We start from the raw sequence: 14,752 nt of genomic DNA on the forward strand, positions 1-14,752 counted from the left end.
GACGTGGCCAACCACCGCCGTGCACCGCGCTCGATCTTCCGGTCGGGCGCGGTTCGCGCGATGGCCGGGCGCCTCAGCTGGGGCCTCGGCGACCAGGCGGTGTCCAGCCTGACCAACTTCGCCGTCGGCCTGTACGTGGCCCGCTCACTCGGCACGTTCGCCTTCGGCATCTTCAGCCTCGCCTGGGTCACCTACGGCGTGGTGCTCAACGTCTCGCGCGGCCTGGCCACGGACCCGCTGATGGTGCGGTTCAGCGCCGTGCCGGAGGACCGGTGGCGCACGGGCGTGGCGAGCGCGTCCGGCACCGCGATCGGCGTCGGCTTCGCCACCGGGCTGGTCAGCCTGGTCGGCGGGCTGGCCACGGGCGGCCCGCTCGGCAGCGCGTTCGTCGCGCTCGCCGTCGTCCTGCCGGGCCTGCTGCTCCAGGACGCCTGGCGGTTCGCGTTCTTCGCCCGCGGCCAGGGCAAGCGGGCCTTCGTCAACGACTGCGTCTGGGGGGTGGCCCTGCTCCCGGCGCTGTACATCGCCGCGCAGATCCACACCGTGGTCGCGTTCGTGCTGGCCTGGGGTCTCTCCGGCGCGGTCGCGGCCCTGTACGGCTGGTTCCAGACCGGGATCCTCCCGCACCCGCGGGAGATGGTCGGCTGGCTCCGGACGCAGCGCGACCTGAGCGTCCGCTACCTCGTCGAGAACGTCAGCAACAGCGGCGCCTCGCAGCTGCGGGCGTACGGCCTCGGCGCCATCGCCGGGATCACCGCCGTCGGCGCGGTCCGCGGGGCCGAGCAGCTCCTCGGGCCGTTCCTGGCCCTGCTCATGGGGCTGTCCCTGGTCACCGTCGCCGAGGGCGCGCGGGTGCTCCAGCGGGCGCCGCACCGGCTGAAGCACTTCTGCATGATCCTCGGCGGCGGCCAGGCGGGCGCCGCCCTGTGCTGGGGCCTCGGCCTGCTGTTCCTGGTGCCCGACCGCGCCGGCCGCTGGGTGATGGGCTCGGTGTGGGACTCGTCGTCCCCGCTGATCCTCCCGGTCACCCTGGCCGTGGTCGGCGCGAGCTTCGCCACGGGCGCAGCCGCCGGCCTGCGCGCGCTCGGCGCGGCCAAGCGGAGCCTGCGCTCCCAGCTGGTCGCCTCCCTGTTCTACGTCACCTTCGGCATCGCCGGCGCGTTCCTCGGCGGCGCCGCCGGATCCGCGTGGGGCGTCGCGACGGCGACCCTCAGCGGCTCCGTCGTCTGGTGGTTCCAGCTGCGCCTCGGCCTGCGCGACTACGTGCCGCCGGGCGCCGACGAGCCCACCGTCGTGTTCGAGCCGATCAAAGAGCCGATCAAGGAATGAGGACTCCATGACCACCGTCCCGCGGCTGAGCCTCGGCCTCCCGGTGTACAACGGCGAGGAGTACCTCGCCGAGTCGCTGGACGCCCTGCTCGGCCAGACCTTCGAGGACTTCGAGCTGATCATCTCGGACAACGCCTCCACGGACGGCACCGACGAGATCTGCCGCCGCTACGCCGAGAAGGACTCGCGGATCACCTACGTCCGCCAGCCGAAGAACATCGGCGCGACGCCGAACCACAACTTCGTGTTCGACGTGTCCCGCACCGAGCTCTTCAAGTGGGTCTCCCACGACGACCTCTACGCCCGCGACCTGCTCAAGCGGTGCGTCGAGGCCCTCGACGAGCGCCCGGACGTCATCCTGGCCCACTGCGACCAGGCGATCATCGACGGCGACGGCCGCATCGTCCAGCCCCTCCAGTACACGCTGGACACCGCGTCCCGGCACGCGCCGGACCGCTTCCGCAGCATCCTGTTCGAGCCCGGCGGCGACGACTTCTACGGTGTCATCCGCGCCGACGTCCTCCGCCGCGTCAAGCCGCTCGACAGCTACCACCACGCCGACCGCACGTACTCGGCGGAGATGGCCCTGCACGGCCCGTTCCACCAGGTGCCCGAGCTGCTCTACTTCCGCCGCGACCACCCCGGCCGCGCGGAACGGGCCAACCCGACCATCCGGAGCCGGTGCGCGAATCTGGACCCGCGGCGCGCGAACCGGCTCCGGAATCCCACCGTCCGCCTGCTCGGCGAGTACGTCTACGGGTTCGCGGACCTGATCCGGCGCGCACCGATCTCGGCCGCCGACAAGCGCGAGTGCTTCGGTCACCTGGGCGCCTGGCTGACGAACCGGGCCCGCTCCGGCCACGGCGAGCGCGTCGAGGACCGCGCACCGACCGCCTCCGACGTCGCCACGGTCAACGAGATCGTGGCCGGCCGGGAAGGCAGGCTCGCGTGAAGCGTGCGCCACGCGTCGGCGTGTTCGGGCTGCTCGGCTCGGGGAACCTCGGCAACGACGGTTCCCTCGAAGCCGTGCTCGGCTACCTGCGCGCCGAGTACCCGGACGCGGTGCTGGGCGCCCTGGTCGGCGGCCCGGAGCTCGTCCGCGAGCGGTACGGCCTCGACGCGACGCCGCTGCACTGGAACCAGTCCGAGTACGAGACGGCGTCCGGCCTGCGCTCGATCGCCCTGAAGGGCTTCGGCAAGCTGGTCGACATCGCGCGCACCGCGGCCTGGGTCCGCAAGCAGGACGTCGTCATCGTGCCCGGCATGGGCGTGCTCGAAGCGACGCTTCCGTTGCGTCCCTGGGGTTTCCCGTATTCGCTCCTCCTCCTTTCCGCCACCGGGCGCCTGTTCGGCACCAAGGTGGCGCTCGTCTGCGTCGGCGCGAACCACATCAGCGCCCGGGCGACGCGGACCCTGGTCCGCTGGTCCGGCCGGCTCGCCGCCTACCGCTCCTACCGCGACGACATCTCGCGCGACGCCATGCGCGCCATGGGCGTCGACACGAGTGCCGACCAGGTCTACCCCGACCTCGCGTTCTCCCTCCCCACTCCGGCCGCCGACGGCAAGCCGGGCACCGTCGGCGTCGGCGTGATGGCCTACTACGGCGGCAACGACGACCGGGCCGAGGCCGACCGCATCTACCGCCACTACGCGGACACGATGAACCGTTTCGTCGCGTGGCTCGTTGACCAGGGCAGACCCGTCCGGCTGTTCATCGGCGACCAGATCGACCGGCAGGTCGTGGACGAGATCATCGAGAAGACCGACTCCCCGCTGGTGACGGCGGCTTCGGCGGAGACCCTGGACGAGCTGATGCAGGAGATGGCCGCGGTGGACAGCGTGGTGGCCACGCGCTACCACAACGTGCTCTGCGCCCTGAAGGTCGCGAAACCGACCGTGGCGATCGGGTACGCACCGAAGAACGACGTGCTCATGGCGGAGATGGGCCTCGACGGCTTCACCCAGCGGGCGAAGACGGTCGCCTTCGACCGGCTCGTCGAACAATTCACGGAACTCGAGAGCCGTTCGGCAGAACTTCGCCAGACGCTCCTGGAACGGAACCAGATGAACGCACAGCGGCTCAAGGACCAGTTCGCCGCCCTTTCGGCGGCCCTCTTCGGGGGTGCGCGATGAAGGCGATTCCGGTGCCCGAGATCGACGGTGCGTACCTGTTCGAACCCACCCCGCACGCGGACCAGCGCGGCTTCTTCAGCCGGACGTTCGACCGCGACGTCGTCGCGTCGGTGGGCATCGACCCGGACGGCTTCGTCCAGGACAGCGTTTCCCGGTCCCGCAAGGGTGTCGTCCGCGGGATGCACCTGCGCGGCGGGGCCGGCGAAGCGAAGCTGGTGCGGTGTTCACACGGCGCGATCTTCGACGTCGTGGTGGATCTCCGACCGGATTCGCCGACATTCCGGAACATCAAAACATTCGAACTTTCGGGGGACACTCAGGTGTCCGTGTACATCCCCGCGGGGTGTGCCCACGGATTCCAGTCACTCACGGATCCCTCTGATGTTTCGTACCGTATCGATCGAGCGCACGATCCTGAAGAAGACATTACGATTTCGTACAAAGACCCTGAATTGGACATTTCGTGGCCACTGTCGGTCACAATGGTCAGCGACCGGGACGAACGGGCGCCGACTCTCGGAGAGGCGTTGAAACCAACGAGGTGAGCCAAGACATGGGAACGAACCTGCCCCGCTCCACAGAGGCGAACGAGCGGCTGCACCGGGTCATCCCCGGGGGTGCGCACACCTACGCAAAGGGCTCGGATCAGTATCCCGAAGGGATGGCCCCGGTCATCTCGCACGGCCGCGGCGGCCACGTCTGGGACGTCGACGGCAACGAGTACGTGGAGTACGGCGCGGGCCTGAGAGCCGTGAGCCTCGGCCACGCGCACCCGCGGGTCGTCGAAGCGGTGCGCGGCGAGCTGGAGAAGGGCAGCAACTTCATCCGGCCGTCGATCATCGAGGCCGAGGCCGCCGAGCGGTTCCTCGAGAACGTGCCGACGGCCGACATGGTCAAGTTCACCAAGAACGGCTCCGACGCCACGACCGCCGCGGTCCGGCTCGCCCGCGCCGCCACCGGCCGCAACCTCGTCGCCAAGTGCGCCGACCACGCGTTCTTCTCGACCGACGACTGGTTCATCGGCACCACGCCGATGAACGCGGGCATCCCGGACGAGACGACGGAAGCGGTGGTGTCCTTCCCGTACGGCGACCTGAAGGCCGCGGAGGAGCTGCTGCAACGCCACGACGGCGAGATCGCGTGCATGATCCTGGAGGCGGCCGCGGCGGTGGAACCGCCGCCGGGGTACCTGCAGGGCCTGCGCGAGCTCACCACCCGCCACGGTGTCGTCCTGATATTCGACGAGATGATCACCGGCTTCCGCTGGTCCGCCCACGGCGCGCAGGGCCTCTACGGCGTCACGCCCGACCTCTCGACGTTCGGCAAGGCGCTCGGCAACGGCTTCGCCGTCTCCGCGCTGGCCGGCAAGCGGGAGCTGATGGAGCTCGGCGGCCTGCGCACCGACCGCGAGCGGGTCTTCCTGCTCTCGACCACGCACGGCGCGGAAACCCACTCGCTGGCCGCCGCGATGGCGGTCATGGACGTGTACCGCGAAGAGGACGTGATCGGCCGCCTGCACGCCCTCGGCGACCGGCTCGCCACCGGTGTCCGCGAGGTGGCGGCCGGGATCGGCGTCGGGGACCACGTGGTCGTCCGCGGCCGGGCCAGCAACCTCGTCTTCGGCACGCTCGACGAACAGGGCAGGCCGTCGCAGCCGTACCGGACGCTGTTCCTGCGCGAGCTGATCGGCGGCGGGGTGCTCGGACCGTCCTTCGTGGTCAGTGCCGCCCTCACCGAAGCGGACATCGACAAGACCATCGACGTCGTCGCGCAGGCCTGCACGGTCTACCGGAAGGCCCTGGACGCCAACGACCCGGTGCCGTGGATGGGCGGGCGCCCGGTGCAGCCCGTGTTCCGCAAACACGCCTGAACCCCGCACGGACGGGCCGGAATCACCCGTTGGGTCCGATGAGGACACTTGAGGGTGACTGTTTTCCGGCCCGTTCGTGCGTAACTTCCTGCCATGGGCAGATCTCGTGTGGTAATGGTCGCTGCTTGCTCGCTCCTGATCGCCGTCGTGAGCCCCGGGCTCGCGCGCGGCGCGGACGGCCCGGGCCCGGTGTGCGGCCACCAGCCCACGGAGTACGAGGCACCGCCCCCCGGAGCCGTCATCGTCGACCCGGGCGTCGACAGCGACCTCTCGGCCAAGACGGCCGCCAACCCGGCAGGCACGACGTTCTGGCTCAAGCCCGGCACCCACACGCTCGGCGGCGACGAGTACGGCCAGGTCGCCCCCAAGGACGGCGACGTCTACCTCGGCGCACCGGGCGCGGTCGTCGACGGCCGCGGCGTCAACCGCGCGGCCTTCACCCAGCAGGCGAGCAAGGTGGAGCTCCACGGCCTCACCATCCGCGGGTTCGCCGCGCTGCAGGACCAGGGCGTGGTCAACCACGACTCCGGCAACGGCTGGCTGATCGAGAACACCACGATCGAGGACAACGCCGGCGCGGGGCTGATGGCCGGCGCCGGCCAGGTCGTGCGGCACAGCTGCCTGCGCGACAACGGCCAGTACGGGCTCAACGCGTACCAGGCGGGCGACGGCATCACCGGGCTCGTGCTGGAGGGCAACGAGATCACCGGCAACAACACCGGCGACTGGGAGACCAAGGTGCCGGGGTGCGGGTGCAGCGGCGGCGCCAAGTTCTGGGCGGTCAACGGCGCCGACATCCGCGGCAACTGGGTCCACGGCAACCACGGCGCCGGCCTGTGGGCCGACACGAACAACAACGACTTCCTGGTCGAGGACAACCTGTTCGAGGCCAACGACGCCGAGGCGCTGTTCTACGAGATCAGCTACAACCTGGTGCTGCGCGGCAACACGTTCCGCGGCAACACCCTGGTCCAGGGCCGCGCGTTCGCGGCGCGCGGCGACAACTTCCCGGTGGCGACGGTGTACCTGTCGGAATCGGGCGGCGAGCCGCGCGTGCCGGCCAGGACGTCGGCCGTCGACATCACCGGGAACACCTTCGAGGACAACTGGGCCGGGATCACGTTGTGGGAGAACGCCGACCGGTTCTGCAACAGCCCGGCGAACACGTCTTCGGGCTACTGCACCAAGACGGCGCCGAAGTCTTCGTGCGCCGCGGGCAAGATCGAGAAGAGCCCGGTGTACGACGACTGCCGCTGGAAGACGCAGCGGGTGGAGATCCACGGGAACACCTTCCGGTTCGACGCGGGCCGGATCGGCTGCACGAGCCTGTGCGGCCGGATGGCGCTGCTGTCCAACTACGGGACGTTCCCGGACTGGTCGCCCTACAAGGGAACCGTGGTCGAGGACGCCATCACCTTCCACCAGGGCAACCGCTGGCACGACAACTCGTACGCGGGGCCGTGGGCGTTCGTCGTGCATGACACCTCCAAGACGGTCGACGCTGCGGGCTGGCAGGCAAAGCCCTACTCGCAGGACGAGTGCTCTTCGTTCACCGGCGGAACTGCCGGCTGCTGATTCGAGCTTGCCCGCGGGGTCCGACAGTTTCCACTGCGATTCGCCCTCTTGGGCGCCGCTTCCATTGGCAGCAAAGGAAAAAGTCGCGAACGGAGAATTTCGGACAGCGAACACATCACCCTTTTCAGCGATGGCGTTCGCACGGGTGTTCGGTACCGTCGGAGACATGACAGCACCGAATCCCCCGCGATCCCTTCAGGCCGCGGTGAAGCGAGCACTCGGCTCGCCACGAAGACGCCCGGCGGGCAACCGCCGGTTCGAAAGGACAAGCAGAAGATCCTGCGCTGCACCGGTAAGCGGTGTGCCGCTGCCGTACGACCAGTCGAGATCGTCGGCCCGCAAGGTGATCCCGTTGAGGTCGGCACCGAAGTACTTGACCTGCTTCGGTTTCATCGCGGCGAAGATGGCTTGCAGACGCTCCGGCGGAACCCGCCGATCGAGCCGCAGGGCGGTCGTGATGTCCAGGCCGTGGATCACGTCGTGGCTCAGCGCCCCCACGGCCCCACCGCCCGGCGGCCGCCAGGGGTGGTCGGCGTTGTCCCGCAACGAGGAGACGAGCGCATCGCGCGAGAGTTCGGCGGCCTCACGCCGGGCCACCCGGTCGGCCATGACGTTGAAGCGGCCACCGGACTTGAGCAATTCCCGCAGGAACCGCCCGGAGGAGAACCGGAAGGGCATGGTCATGTGGGCGACGACCTCGGCCACCCGCCACCCGGCGCAGAGGGTGAGCGAGTCCCAAGCGGACAGAGGCAAGGCACCGAGGAGAGCGGCCAGCTCCCGCCGCTCGGCAGCGATCATGTCCTGGATCATGCGGGTCTCCTTCGAAGGTAGGTCACCCCACCGACGAACGGCCCGCGCAGCAACCGACACCCGCCAGGCAAGGATTCCCCGGCCGCGCGACCGGGCCCACGCTCGCCCCGAGGGACATCGCGAACCGCTCCCCCGGCCGGCGCGGCTGCAGGTACCGACCACCCCTGCACACCGGCCATCAGCTCCCGCGCGGCCACCCCGCCCCACCGAGCCGGCCAGCCCTGCCTATCCATCGTCAGAGGCGGTCGGCGACCCGATCCAGCAGCCAGGCGGTCGCCGGCACCGTCGCCAACGCAGCGCAGAACCCGCCGAGCGCATCCGTCGGGTAGTGCGCACCCAACGCCACCTCAGCCCACCCCATCGCCACCCCGGCGACCACCGCCAACCCCAGGACGAGCACCACCGCGGCCCCACGCCCGAGACTCAGCCGGTCGGTCAGCAGCAGCCCGACGACCAGCGCGAGCGCCGTGGCCAGGGCCGTGTGCCCGCTCGGGTACGACAGGAACTCGCCGTGGATGTTGCGGCCGACGATCGGCTTCAGCACCGTTGTCACCGCCACCGTGACCACCACGCCGAGCACCGTCAGCACCGCCGTCCGGAGCCGTCTGGCCAGGACGCACACCCCCGCGAGGAGGGCCACCAGGATCACCGACCCCACCGGCTCGCCGCCGAAGTCGAAGACCAAGGCGACATAACGCCACGGCGGCTGGACCCCGTCGATCGACGGCAGGATCGCCGCGTCGAGCCCGGTCAGGCCCGAGTCGTGGAAGTGGAGGATGCCCAGCGCCAGGACGACCGCGGTCGCCAGGGCCGCCGACATCGCCAGCGGAGTTCGCAGCACCGGCGGCAGGGCCGCGGGTGCCGTCCGGACCAGCTGCCTCACCCGGCGATCGCCGCCTCGTACCCGGCGATCAGCCGGTCCAGCCCCACCGCCGGCGTGAAGTCCTTCTCGTACCGGACCCGGGCCGCGTCGCCCATCTCCCGGTTGCGGTCGCCGACGACCGCACGCAGGCGTTCCGCCAGCGAAGCCGGGTCGTTCGGTGCGTGCAGGAGTCCGGTGACACCGTCGTCGACGAGCTCGGGGAACGCGCCGTGCGCCGCCGCCACCGTCGGTACTCCGGCGGCCATCGCCTCGACCACCACCAGGCCGAACGCCTCCAGCCACGTCGACGGCGCGACCACCGCGACCGCGTCGGCGGTCAGAGCCCGGCATTCCGCCTTGTTCTGGAGGCCGACGTACGACACGTCCGAACGCCCGGCGGCCCAGGTCGCGACCTCGTCCTGCATCGGACCGGTGCCGGCGATGACCAGCGGTACGCCGAGAGCGCCGCCGAGGCGGTCCCAGGCCTGCATCAGCAGCCCGACGCCCTTCTCCTCGGTGACGCGGCCGAGGAACAGCACGTGCTTGCCGTCGCCGGTGCGGCGGACGCCGGGATCGGTGACGAAGTTGTGCTTCACCGCCATCCGCTCGCCGGGCATCCCGGCCGACACCAGGAGGTCACGTTGCGCCGCCGAAATGCAGAAGAACCGGGACACGCCCGTCCACCACCGGCGTCGGTTCGCCACCATGCTCGCCGCCATCGGGACCGTGGCCGCGGCCGAACCGCGGTAGCAGCCGTGCTTCACCGCCGGCAGCGGTGAGCCGCCGACGCACTCGGTGCAGATGTGGCCGTCGCGGTGGAGCGTGCCGGGTGGGCAGACCATCGTGTAGTTGTGCAGCGTCGCCACCGCGGGCACCCCCGCGTCCGCGCACGCGGCGACCACCGATGGCGACAGCAGCGGGAACGTGTTGTGGATGTGCACGACGTCCGGGCGCGACGCCCGCAGCCGGGCGGCGAGCTCCTTCCGCACCGCCGGGTTCCACGGCACCATCAGCGGCACCGCCGCCTTGCGGGGCAGCGGCATCGCCGCGATGTCGTCGCTGCGGCGTTCGAACAACGACACCTGGTGACCGCCCTCGGCGAGCAGCGTCACCTCGGCGTCGACGACGTTGTTCTCCCCGCTCGGCTGCTCGGACCGGTAGCGGTTGTGCACCACGAGCACCTTCACGTGCCTGCCCCCTTCGCCGGGATGAATGCCTGTTCGTCGGACTGCGGCACCCCGCGGACCAGCAGCGACGCGGCGACCGCCAGGTGCAGCAGGTACGGCGACGCGTCACCGAGACCCGCTTCGGTGTAGGAGGCCGAAATACAGTAGGTGATCAGGAAGATCGCGCACGCGCGAGCCAGCGACGGCGGCCGCAGCACGGCCACCACGACCAGCGTGAGGAGGAACCCCGCGACCAGCGCGATGCCGACGAACCCCTGCTCGTGGTAGATCGCGAGCCAGCTGTTGTCGATCGGGAGGCCGTCGTACGACTTGTCCGTCAGCCCGACGCCGAAGATGTACTCCAACGGCGTTCGCGGTGCGTCCAGCAGCGCGTCCCACACCTTCGCGCGGCCGGTCAGGCTGGAAAAGTTGTCCGCGCTCTGCCCGCGGAGAAACCACGTCTGCAGCGCACCCGCGAGCACGACGCCGGCGACTCCGCCGACACCGACCGTCCACGCGAACACCTTCCGCGCGCGGGCGCTGGTCAGCACCATCGACAGGAAGGCCACCGCGAGGCCGGCGATCAGGCCGAGCGTTGCCGTGCGCGTGTGCGTGAGCATCAGCAGGCCCACCACCGGTACCACGATGGCCAGCGCGCTGCGCCACGTCGTGCGGCGACCGAACCAGAGGAGGAGCGTGAGCCCGGAAATGACGGCCGCGTACTGGCCGATCTGCGGCGGCGTGAGCGGCCAGATCGCGCCCGACAGCCGCCCGCCGTAGATGTCCGGCATGGCGTTGCCCGGGGAGATCACCAGGCCGATCGCCACCGAGGCGAGCACGACCGCGTAGGTGCGGATGTGGTAGCGGACGAAGGCGAACCCACCGTCCCACCAGCGGGTCAGCAACCAGAGCGTCGAGACGAACACCGTCAGGCGGAAGCACCGGAACAACGCGCCGGCGCCCTCCTGGAGGTCGGCGCTGGAGAGGATGCTCGACACCAGCAGCGCCGTCAGGAGCAGCAGGTACGCGCTCGGCCGGATCCGCAGGTGCTTGTTCAGCACCAGCGCGATCACGAACGCGGTCATCAGCGAGCCCATGGTGACCAGCTGGCTGACCGACCGCGGCAGCGGGATGACCGTCTTGGCGCCGGTCGACCCGAGGGTGTTGAGGATCAGCAGCGCCCACGCCAGGCCCGCCCACTTCGGCGTCGAGGACGCGGGTTCGGGCGTCGCTTCGCCGCGGATGCCGGCCGTTCCGGTGTGCGCTGCCATGTCAGCCCCCGGCCTGCGCGGTGTACGTGCTGCCGGTGTCCTGGGAGTACGGCGCGCCTTCCCATTCGCCGATCTCGAGGACGCGGTCGGCCGAGTAGGCGATGAACGTCCACGGGCCGGCGTAGCTGTTGTCGTGCCAGTGGTTGTCCTGCTTGAAGGTGATCGCTTCCTGGACGTTGTCGCCCCGGTACGGCGACCACTCCGGGTAGGTGCCGAAGTTCGACAGCAGGCCCATCCGGCCGCAGGACGCCTGGCAGCCCACGACGGCCTGGTCGAGGACGAACTTGTTGTCGTGGATGTCGACGTGCTGGGTCCGCCAGCGGCAGTCGGCCAGGAGCGCGCCGCTGGTGATCGCCGGGGCCGCGCACTGCTTGACGGACGGCACCAGCCGGGTGCAGTCGCCCGAGGACGTGTTGGCCGGGCTGTTGCAGAACCGGTCGGCGTTCTCCCACAGCGTGATCCCGGACCAGTTGTTCTCCAGGTAGTTCCGGGAGATCTCGATCTTCGCCGTGCGGGCCTTGATCCGCGGCTCACCGCCGGATTCGGAGATGTAGATCGCCGGCGTCGGGAAGTTGTCGCTCTTGTCGGCTTTCCGGCGGCCGTCGACCCAGTTGTTCTTGCGGATCGTGTTGTCGCGGATGATCGCGTTGTAGCTGATCTCGTAGATGAGCGCGGCGCTGTCGTTGTTCTCGATGAGGTTGCCCTCGATGAGGAAGTCGTTGTTGTTGGTGTCGGCCCACAGGCCGGTGCCGTGGTTGTCGTGCACCCAGTTGCCGCGCACGTCGGCGCCGTTCACCGCCCAGAACTTGACCCCGCCGCTGCAGCCGCAGCCGTCGACCTTGGCTTCCCAGTCGCCGGTGTTGTTGCCGGCGATTTCGTTGCCCTCGACGACCAGCGCGGTGAGCGGCGAACCGCCGGAGTAGGCGTTCATCCCGTACTGGCCGTTGCGGCGCAGGCAGTTCCCGCGCACCTGCTGGCGCGCGCCGGCCATCAGCCCGGCGCCGTCGTTGTCCTGGATGGTCGAATGCTCGATCACCCAGCCGTCGCCGGAGTCGTGGTTGACGACGCCTTCGTCGCGCGGGGCGGCGAAGCCCTGCACGGTCACGTAGCTGATCTTGACGTTGACCGCGTGGCCGGTGAAGGCGTACTGGTTGATCTTCCGGCCGTCGAGGACCGCGCCGGGTGCGCCGAGGTAGACGTCACCGTCCTTCGGGGACACCTGGTCGTACCGGTCGTCGCCGAGGATGTGCTTGCCCGGCTTGAGCCAGAAGGTCGTGCCGGCGCCGGCCGAGCGCGTCTTCGCCGCCAGGTCGCCGGGCACGGCCGGATCGACCACGACCGCCCCCGCCGGGGCGGTGGCGGGCCCGGCCGGTTCCTTGTCACACACCGCGGCCACCGACCCGCTGGGCGCGGCCGTGGCCTGGGCGGGGCCGGTCTCGGAGTCCGGCCCGCCCGAGCACGCCACAGCCGTGAGCAGGACGCCGAGCAGCGGAACTGCACGGCGGAGTCGGAAGCGGCGGGCTGTCACGGGCGGGTCCTAACTGAAGCGGAGCAGGGTGGTGAGGGGTCCGGGAGCCCCGGAGCCGACAAGCGTGGTGGACGGTTCCTTGCGGCCGAAGCCCGCGGAGTACCAGCCGAGCGGCGGCTCGGTGTCGCCGCGGTGCACGGTCCACGAGAGTCCGGCCGGCAACTCCATGACGGCGGTGCGCAGGGCGCCTGCGGTTGCGCTGAGCGACCCGGAAACCCGCCCGACCAGCGGATCGTCCGCTCCGGCGGCCGAGCGTCCGCGGCCGACGACCTCGAGCGTGCGCTGCGGGGCCGAGGCGCCGGGCCGGCTGTGGGGGGACCCGCTGCCGCCGCCGGCGGCGGGATCGGGCTCGGCGACCCAGCGGAGCCGGGCCGTGGTGCCGTCGAGCATCACCGTCACGGCCGGGCCGAAGTGGAACGCCAGCCGCGCGCCACCCGGGTCGCCCTGTCCCAGGACCTCGTCCACGATCCTCAGCACGTCGCCGTCGAGCTCGACCGTGCGGCGGTGGAGGGCCGGTGCGTACCCGTCGTGGGCCGCCGACCAGCGGGACGGTCCGGTGTCCGGCGTGTGCACGTCGAGCACCCGCGTCTCCGCGTGGCGGGTCCACAGGAACGGGCCGCCCGAGACCGACTGGTCGCGTCCGCCCAGTTCCAGCGTGTTGTGGCCCAGCGTCGACCGGAAGTACGAGCGCCACTGCGGCTCGCCGTGGTAGCAGAACGTGCCCGGGTCGGCCAGGATGTCGACCCCGTCGTGGCGGACCTCCAGCGACAGCGCGTCGGCGTGGGCGTGCGCCGCGATCGACAGGAAGCCGTGGGGGCCGCCGTCGCAGCGGACCCACAGCCGGTCCGAACGCAGGATCGTCATCCCCGCGTCCCGCAGGTGCGCCGGCCGGCGGCCGGGGCGGGCGCCGGAGATCCGCGGGGTGCGCGAAGCCAGGGACGCCAGCAGCGCCGTGCGGACGTCGTCGCCCGGCACCGGAGGCCACCAGTTCAACCGTCCGAACAGGACTTCGCCCGACGCCAGCAGCGACGCCCAGCGGTCGGTCGAGGTGCCGTCGACGATCAGGCCGAAGCCGTCGTCGGCGTCGCCCTGGCGGGGCGGGCGCAGCCGGTTGTCCACAATGGACGCCAGGGCGTCCGTCATCCGGAGCAGGACGTCCCACGTCGACTCCGGCACCGGCGTGCCCGCCGCGTCGGCCTCGACGGCCGCCGCCAGGCCGAGCTCCAGCACCAGGCCGTGGTACTCGGACGCCAGTTCGGCGTTGAGGCCCGAGGCGAAGGTGTTGCGCGCCAGCTGGGCGTCCAGCGAGTGCATCGCCGCCGAGCGCCAGCCCGCCGACTCCGGGAACCAGCCGAACGCGCACGCCGCCGCGAGCAGTCCGGCGTCCTCCGCGATCACGTGGTTGTTCGCCGACGATCCGTGGCTGCGCAGGGTCGCGAGCCAGTTCTGGTGGTGCCAGAGCTGGAGCTGGAAGTCGGGGTTCTCCTCGAACAGCTCCGTGACGCCGGGCCAGCCGTCGAGCAGCCGGCGCGTCCAGACCCACGACAGCAGCCGGATGCCCAGCTCGATGCCGCTCACCCAATGCGGGCCCTGCAACGGCGGGTTCGCCGCCCACCACGACCGCAGGTGCTCGGCGACGCGCGTGGCGTACGCCGGAGTTCCGGTCAGGGCGTAGGCCGCCGCCAGCACGGTGAGGTGCTGGTGGCGCGACGGCTCCCAGATCTGCTTGATGTCCCCGACCGTGTCCTCCGACCGGTACGGCACGTCGAACGCGTAGACGGCCGAAGGCGCGCTGCGGCCGGTCTTCGGGTCGAGGAACCAGTCCGGCGCCTCGAAGTCGGACCGGACCACACCGAAGAACTCGGCGCGGCCGGCCATCAGCTCGTCGGCGGTGGCCAGCAGGCGCGAAACGGCCTCGCCGGACACCTTGCCCAGCACCCCGGCGGGCAGCGCCGCGGTGAAGCGCGGGTGCGAAGGCCAGTCGGGCGGAGTGGGCAGGGAGGTCCGCCACTGCCGCTGGACAACGGCATGCCGCGCACGCCCGACGACCTCCGCCGGCCCCATCCGGGACAGCCGCCGCAGGTACCAGCCGGGCCCCATCATGCCGCGCTCCCCAGCACCGGCCGGACCGGCAAGACAACCGGCCCGACCGACCCGGCACCAGCCATCGGCCACGACCGGACCGGCGCGATGCCCCGCCAGGCGCCC

The 14,752-nt window shown here is 71.0% G+C and carries 12 protein-coding genes; 6 read left to right on the forward strand and 6 right to left on the reverse strand.

Annotated elements, in window-relative coordinates:
• The first annotated feature begins 3 nt into the window (after positions 1 to 3).
• From OO60_RS14485 to OO60_RS14510, 6 genes are all read left to right on the forward strand, one after another.
• Complete coding sequence (locus OO60_RS14485) at positions 4 to 1,329, forward strand: MATE family efflux transporter (protein ID WP_033261462.1); 1,326 nt, start codon at positions 4 to 6, stop codon at positions 1,327 to 1,329.
• Between the two features lie 7 nt (positions 1,330 to 1,336).
• Entirely contained in the window at positions 1,337 to 2,281 is a 945-nt protein-coding gene (locus OO60_RS14490; RefSeq protein WP_003079355.1) for a glycosyltransferase family 2 protein, read from the forward strand.
• On the forward strand, positions 2,278 to 3,462 hold the full coding sequence (locus tag OO60_RS14495; RefSeq protein WP_003079357.1) for a polysaccharide pyruvyl transferase family protein: 1,185 nt from the start codon (positions 2,278 to 2,280) through the stop codon (positions 3,460 to 3,462). Before OO60_RS14490 ends, OO60_RS14495 begins: the two co-directional genes overlap by 4 nt.
• The gene (gene rfbC / locus OO60_RS14500) at positions 3,459 to 4,007 is read left to right on the forward strand and encodes a dTDP-4-dehydrorhamnose 3,5-epimerase (RefSeq protein ID WP_033261463.1); all 549 of its coding nucleotides are present in this window, start codon (positions 3,459 to 3,461) and stop codon (positions 4,005 to 4,007) included. The genes OO60_RS14495 and rfbC overlap by 4 nt, the downstream gene beginning before the upstream one ends.
• Positions 4,008 to 4,015: 8 nt before the next feature.
• Positions 4,016 to 5,332, forward strand: a complete 1,317-nt coding sequence (locus OO60_RS14505; RefSeq protein ID WP_003079365.1) for a glutamate-1-semialdehyde 2,1-aminomutase — start codon at positions 4,016 to 4,018, stop codon at positions 5,330 to 5,332.
• Positions 5,333 to 5,425: 93 nt separating this feature from the next.
• Entirely contained in the window at positions 5,426 to 6,907 is a 1,482-nt protein-coding gene (locus tag OO60_RS14510; RefSeq protein ID WP_240490676.1) for a right-handed parallel beta-helix repeat-containing protein, read from the forward strand.
• 195 nt (positions 6,908 to 7,102) lie between these two features.
• Here OO60_RS14510 and OO60_RS14515 read toward each other — a convergent pair whose 3' ends face one another.
• From OO60_RS14515 to OO60_RS14540, 6 genes are all read right to left on the reverse strand, one after another.
• Positions 7,103 to 7,717 (reverse strand): maleylpyruvate isomerase family mycothiol-dependent enzyme, encoded by a 615-nt coding sequence (locus OO60_RS14515; protein WP_003079371.1) that lies wholly within the window; start codon positions 7,715 to 7,717, stop codon positions 7,103 to 7,105.
• Positions 7,718 to 7,952: 235 nt separating this feature from the next.
• Positions 7,953 to 8,600: a phosphatase PAP2 family protein gene (locus OO60_RS14520; protein ID WP_003079374.1), complete on the reverse strand. Its 648-nt coding sequence runs from the start codon at positions 8,598 to 8,600 to the stop codon at positions 7,953 to 7,955.
• Positions 8,597 to 9,766: a glycosyltransferase gene (locus OO60_RS14525; protein WP_003079377.1), complete on the reverse strand. Its 1,170-nt coding sequence runs from the start codon at positions 9,764 to 9,766 to the stop codon at positions 8,597 to 8,599. The genes OO60_RS14520 and OO60_RS14525 overlap by 4 nt, the downstream gene beginning before the upstream one ends.
• A complete protein-coding gene (locus OO60_RS14530) occupies positions 9,763 to 11,016 on the reverse strand; it encodes a hypothetical protein (RefSeq protein ID WP_003079380.1) in 1,254 nt (417 codons plus the stop codon). Before OO60_RS14530 ends, OO60_RS14525 begins: the two co-directional genes overlap by 4 nt.
• A 1-nt stretch (position 11,017) precedes the next feature.
• Positions 11,018 to 12,544 carry a right-handed parallel beta-helix repeat-containing protein gene (locus tag OO60_RS14535; RefSeq protein ID WP_033261464.1) on the reverse strand — a complete coding sequence of 509 codons (1,527 nt, stop codon included), beginning with the start codon at positions 12,542 to 12,544 and terminating at the stop codon, positions 11,018 to 11,020.
• A 9-nt stretch (positions 12,545 to 12,553) separates the two neighbouring features.
• Complete coding sequence (locus OO60_RS14540; RefSeq protein ID WP_003079387.1) at positions 12,554 to 14,647, reverse strand: heparinase II/III family protein; 2,094 nt, start codon at positions 14,645 to 14,647, stop codon at positions 12,554 to 12,556.
• Positions 14,648 to 14,752: the final 105 nt, after the last annotated feature.

This window comes from Amycolatopsis vancoresmycina (assembly GCF_000716785.1).
Lineage (GTDB): Bacteria > Actinomycetota > Actinomycetes > Mycobacteriales > Pseudonocardiaceae > Amycolatopsis > Amycolatopsis vancoresmycina.

What these genes read in the sequence shown, in the direction of transcription:
- OO60_RS14490 (WP_003079355.1), top strand. Translation starts at nt 1,337, where the DNA reads ATGACCACCGTCCCGCGGCTGAGCCTCGGCCTCCCGGTGTACAACGGC.
- rfbC (WP_033261463.1), top strand. Translation starts at nt 3,459, where the DNA reads ATGAAGGCGATTCCGGTGCCCGAGATCGACGGTGCGTACCTGTTCGAA.
- OO60_RS14505 (WP_003079365.1), top strand. Translation starts at nt 4,016, where the DNA reads ATGGGAACGAACCTGCCCCGCTCCACAGAGGCGAACGAGCGGCTGCAC.
- OO60_RS14510 (WP_240490676.1), top strand. Translation starts at nt 5,426, where the DNA reads ATGGGCAGATCTCGTGTGGTAATGGTCGCTGCTTGCTCGCTCCTGATC.
- OO60_RS14515 (WP_003079371.1), bottom strand. Translation starts at nt 7,717, where the DNA reads ATGATCCAGGACATGATCGCTGCCGAGCGGCGGGAGCTGGCCGCTCTC.
- OO60_RS14530 (WP_003079380.1), bottom strand. Translation starts at nt 11,016, where the DNA reads ATGGCAGCGCACACCGGAACGGCCGGCATCCGCGGCGAAGCGACGCCC.
- OO60_RS14540 (WP_003079387.1), bottom strand. Translation starts at nt 14,647, where the DNA reads ATGATGGGGCCCGGCTGGTACCTGCGGCGGCTGTCCCGGATGGGGCCG.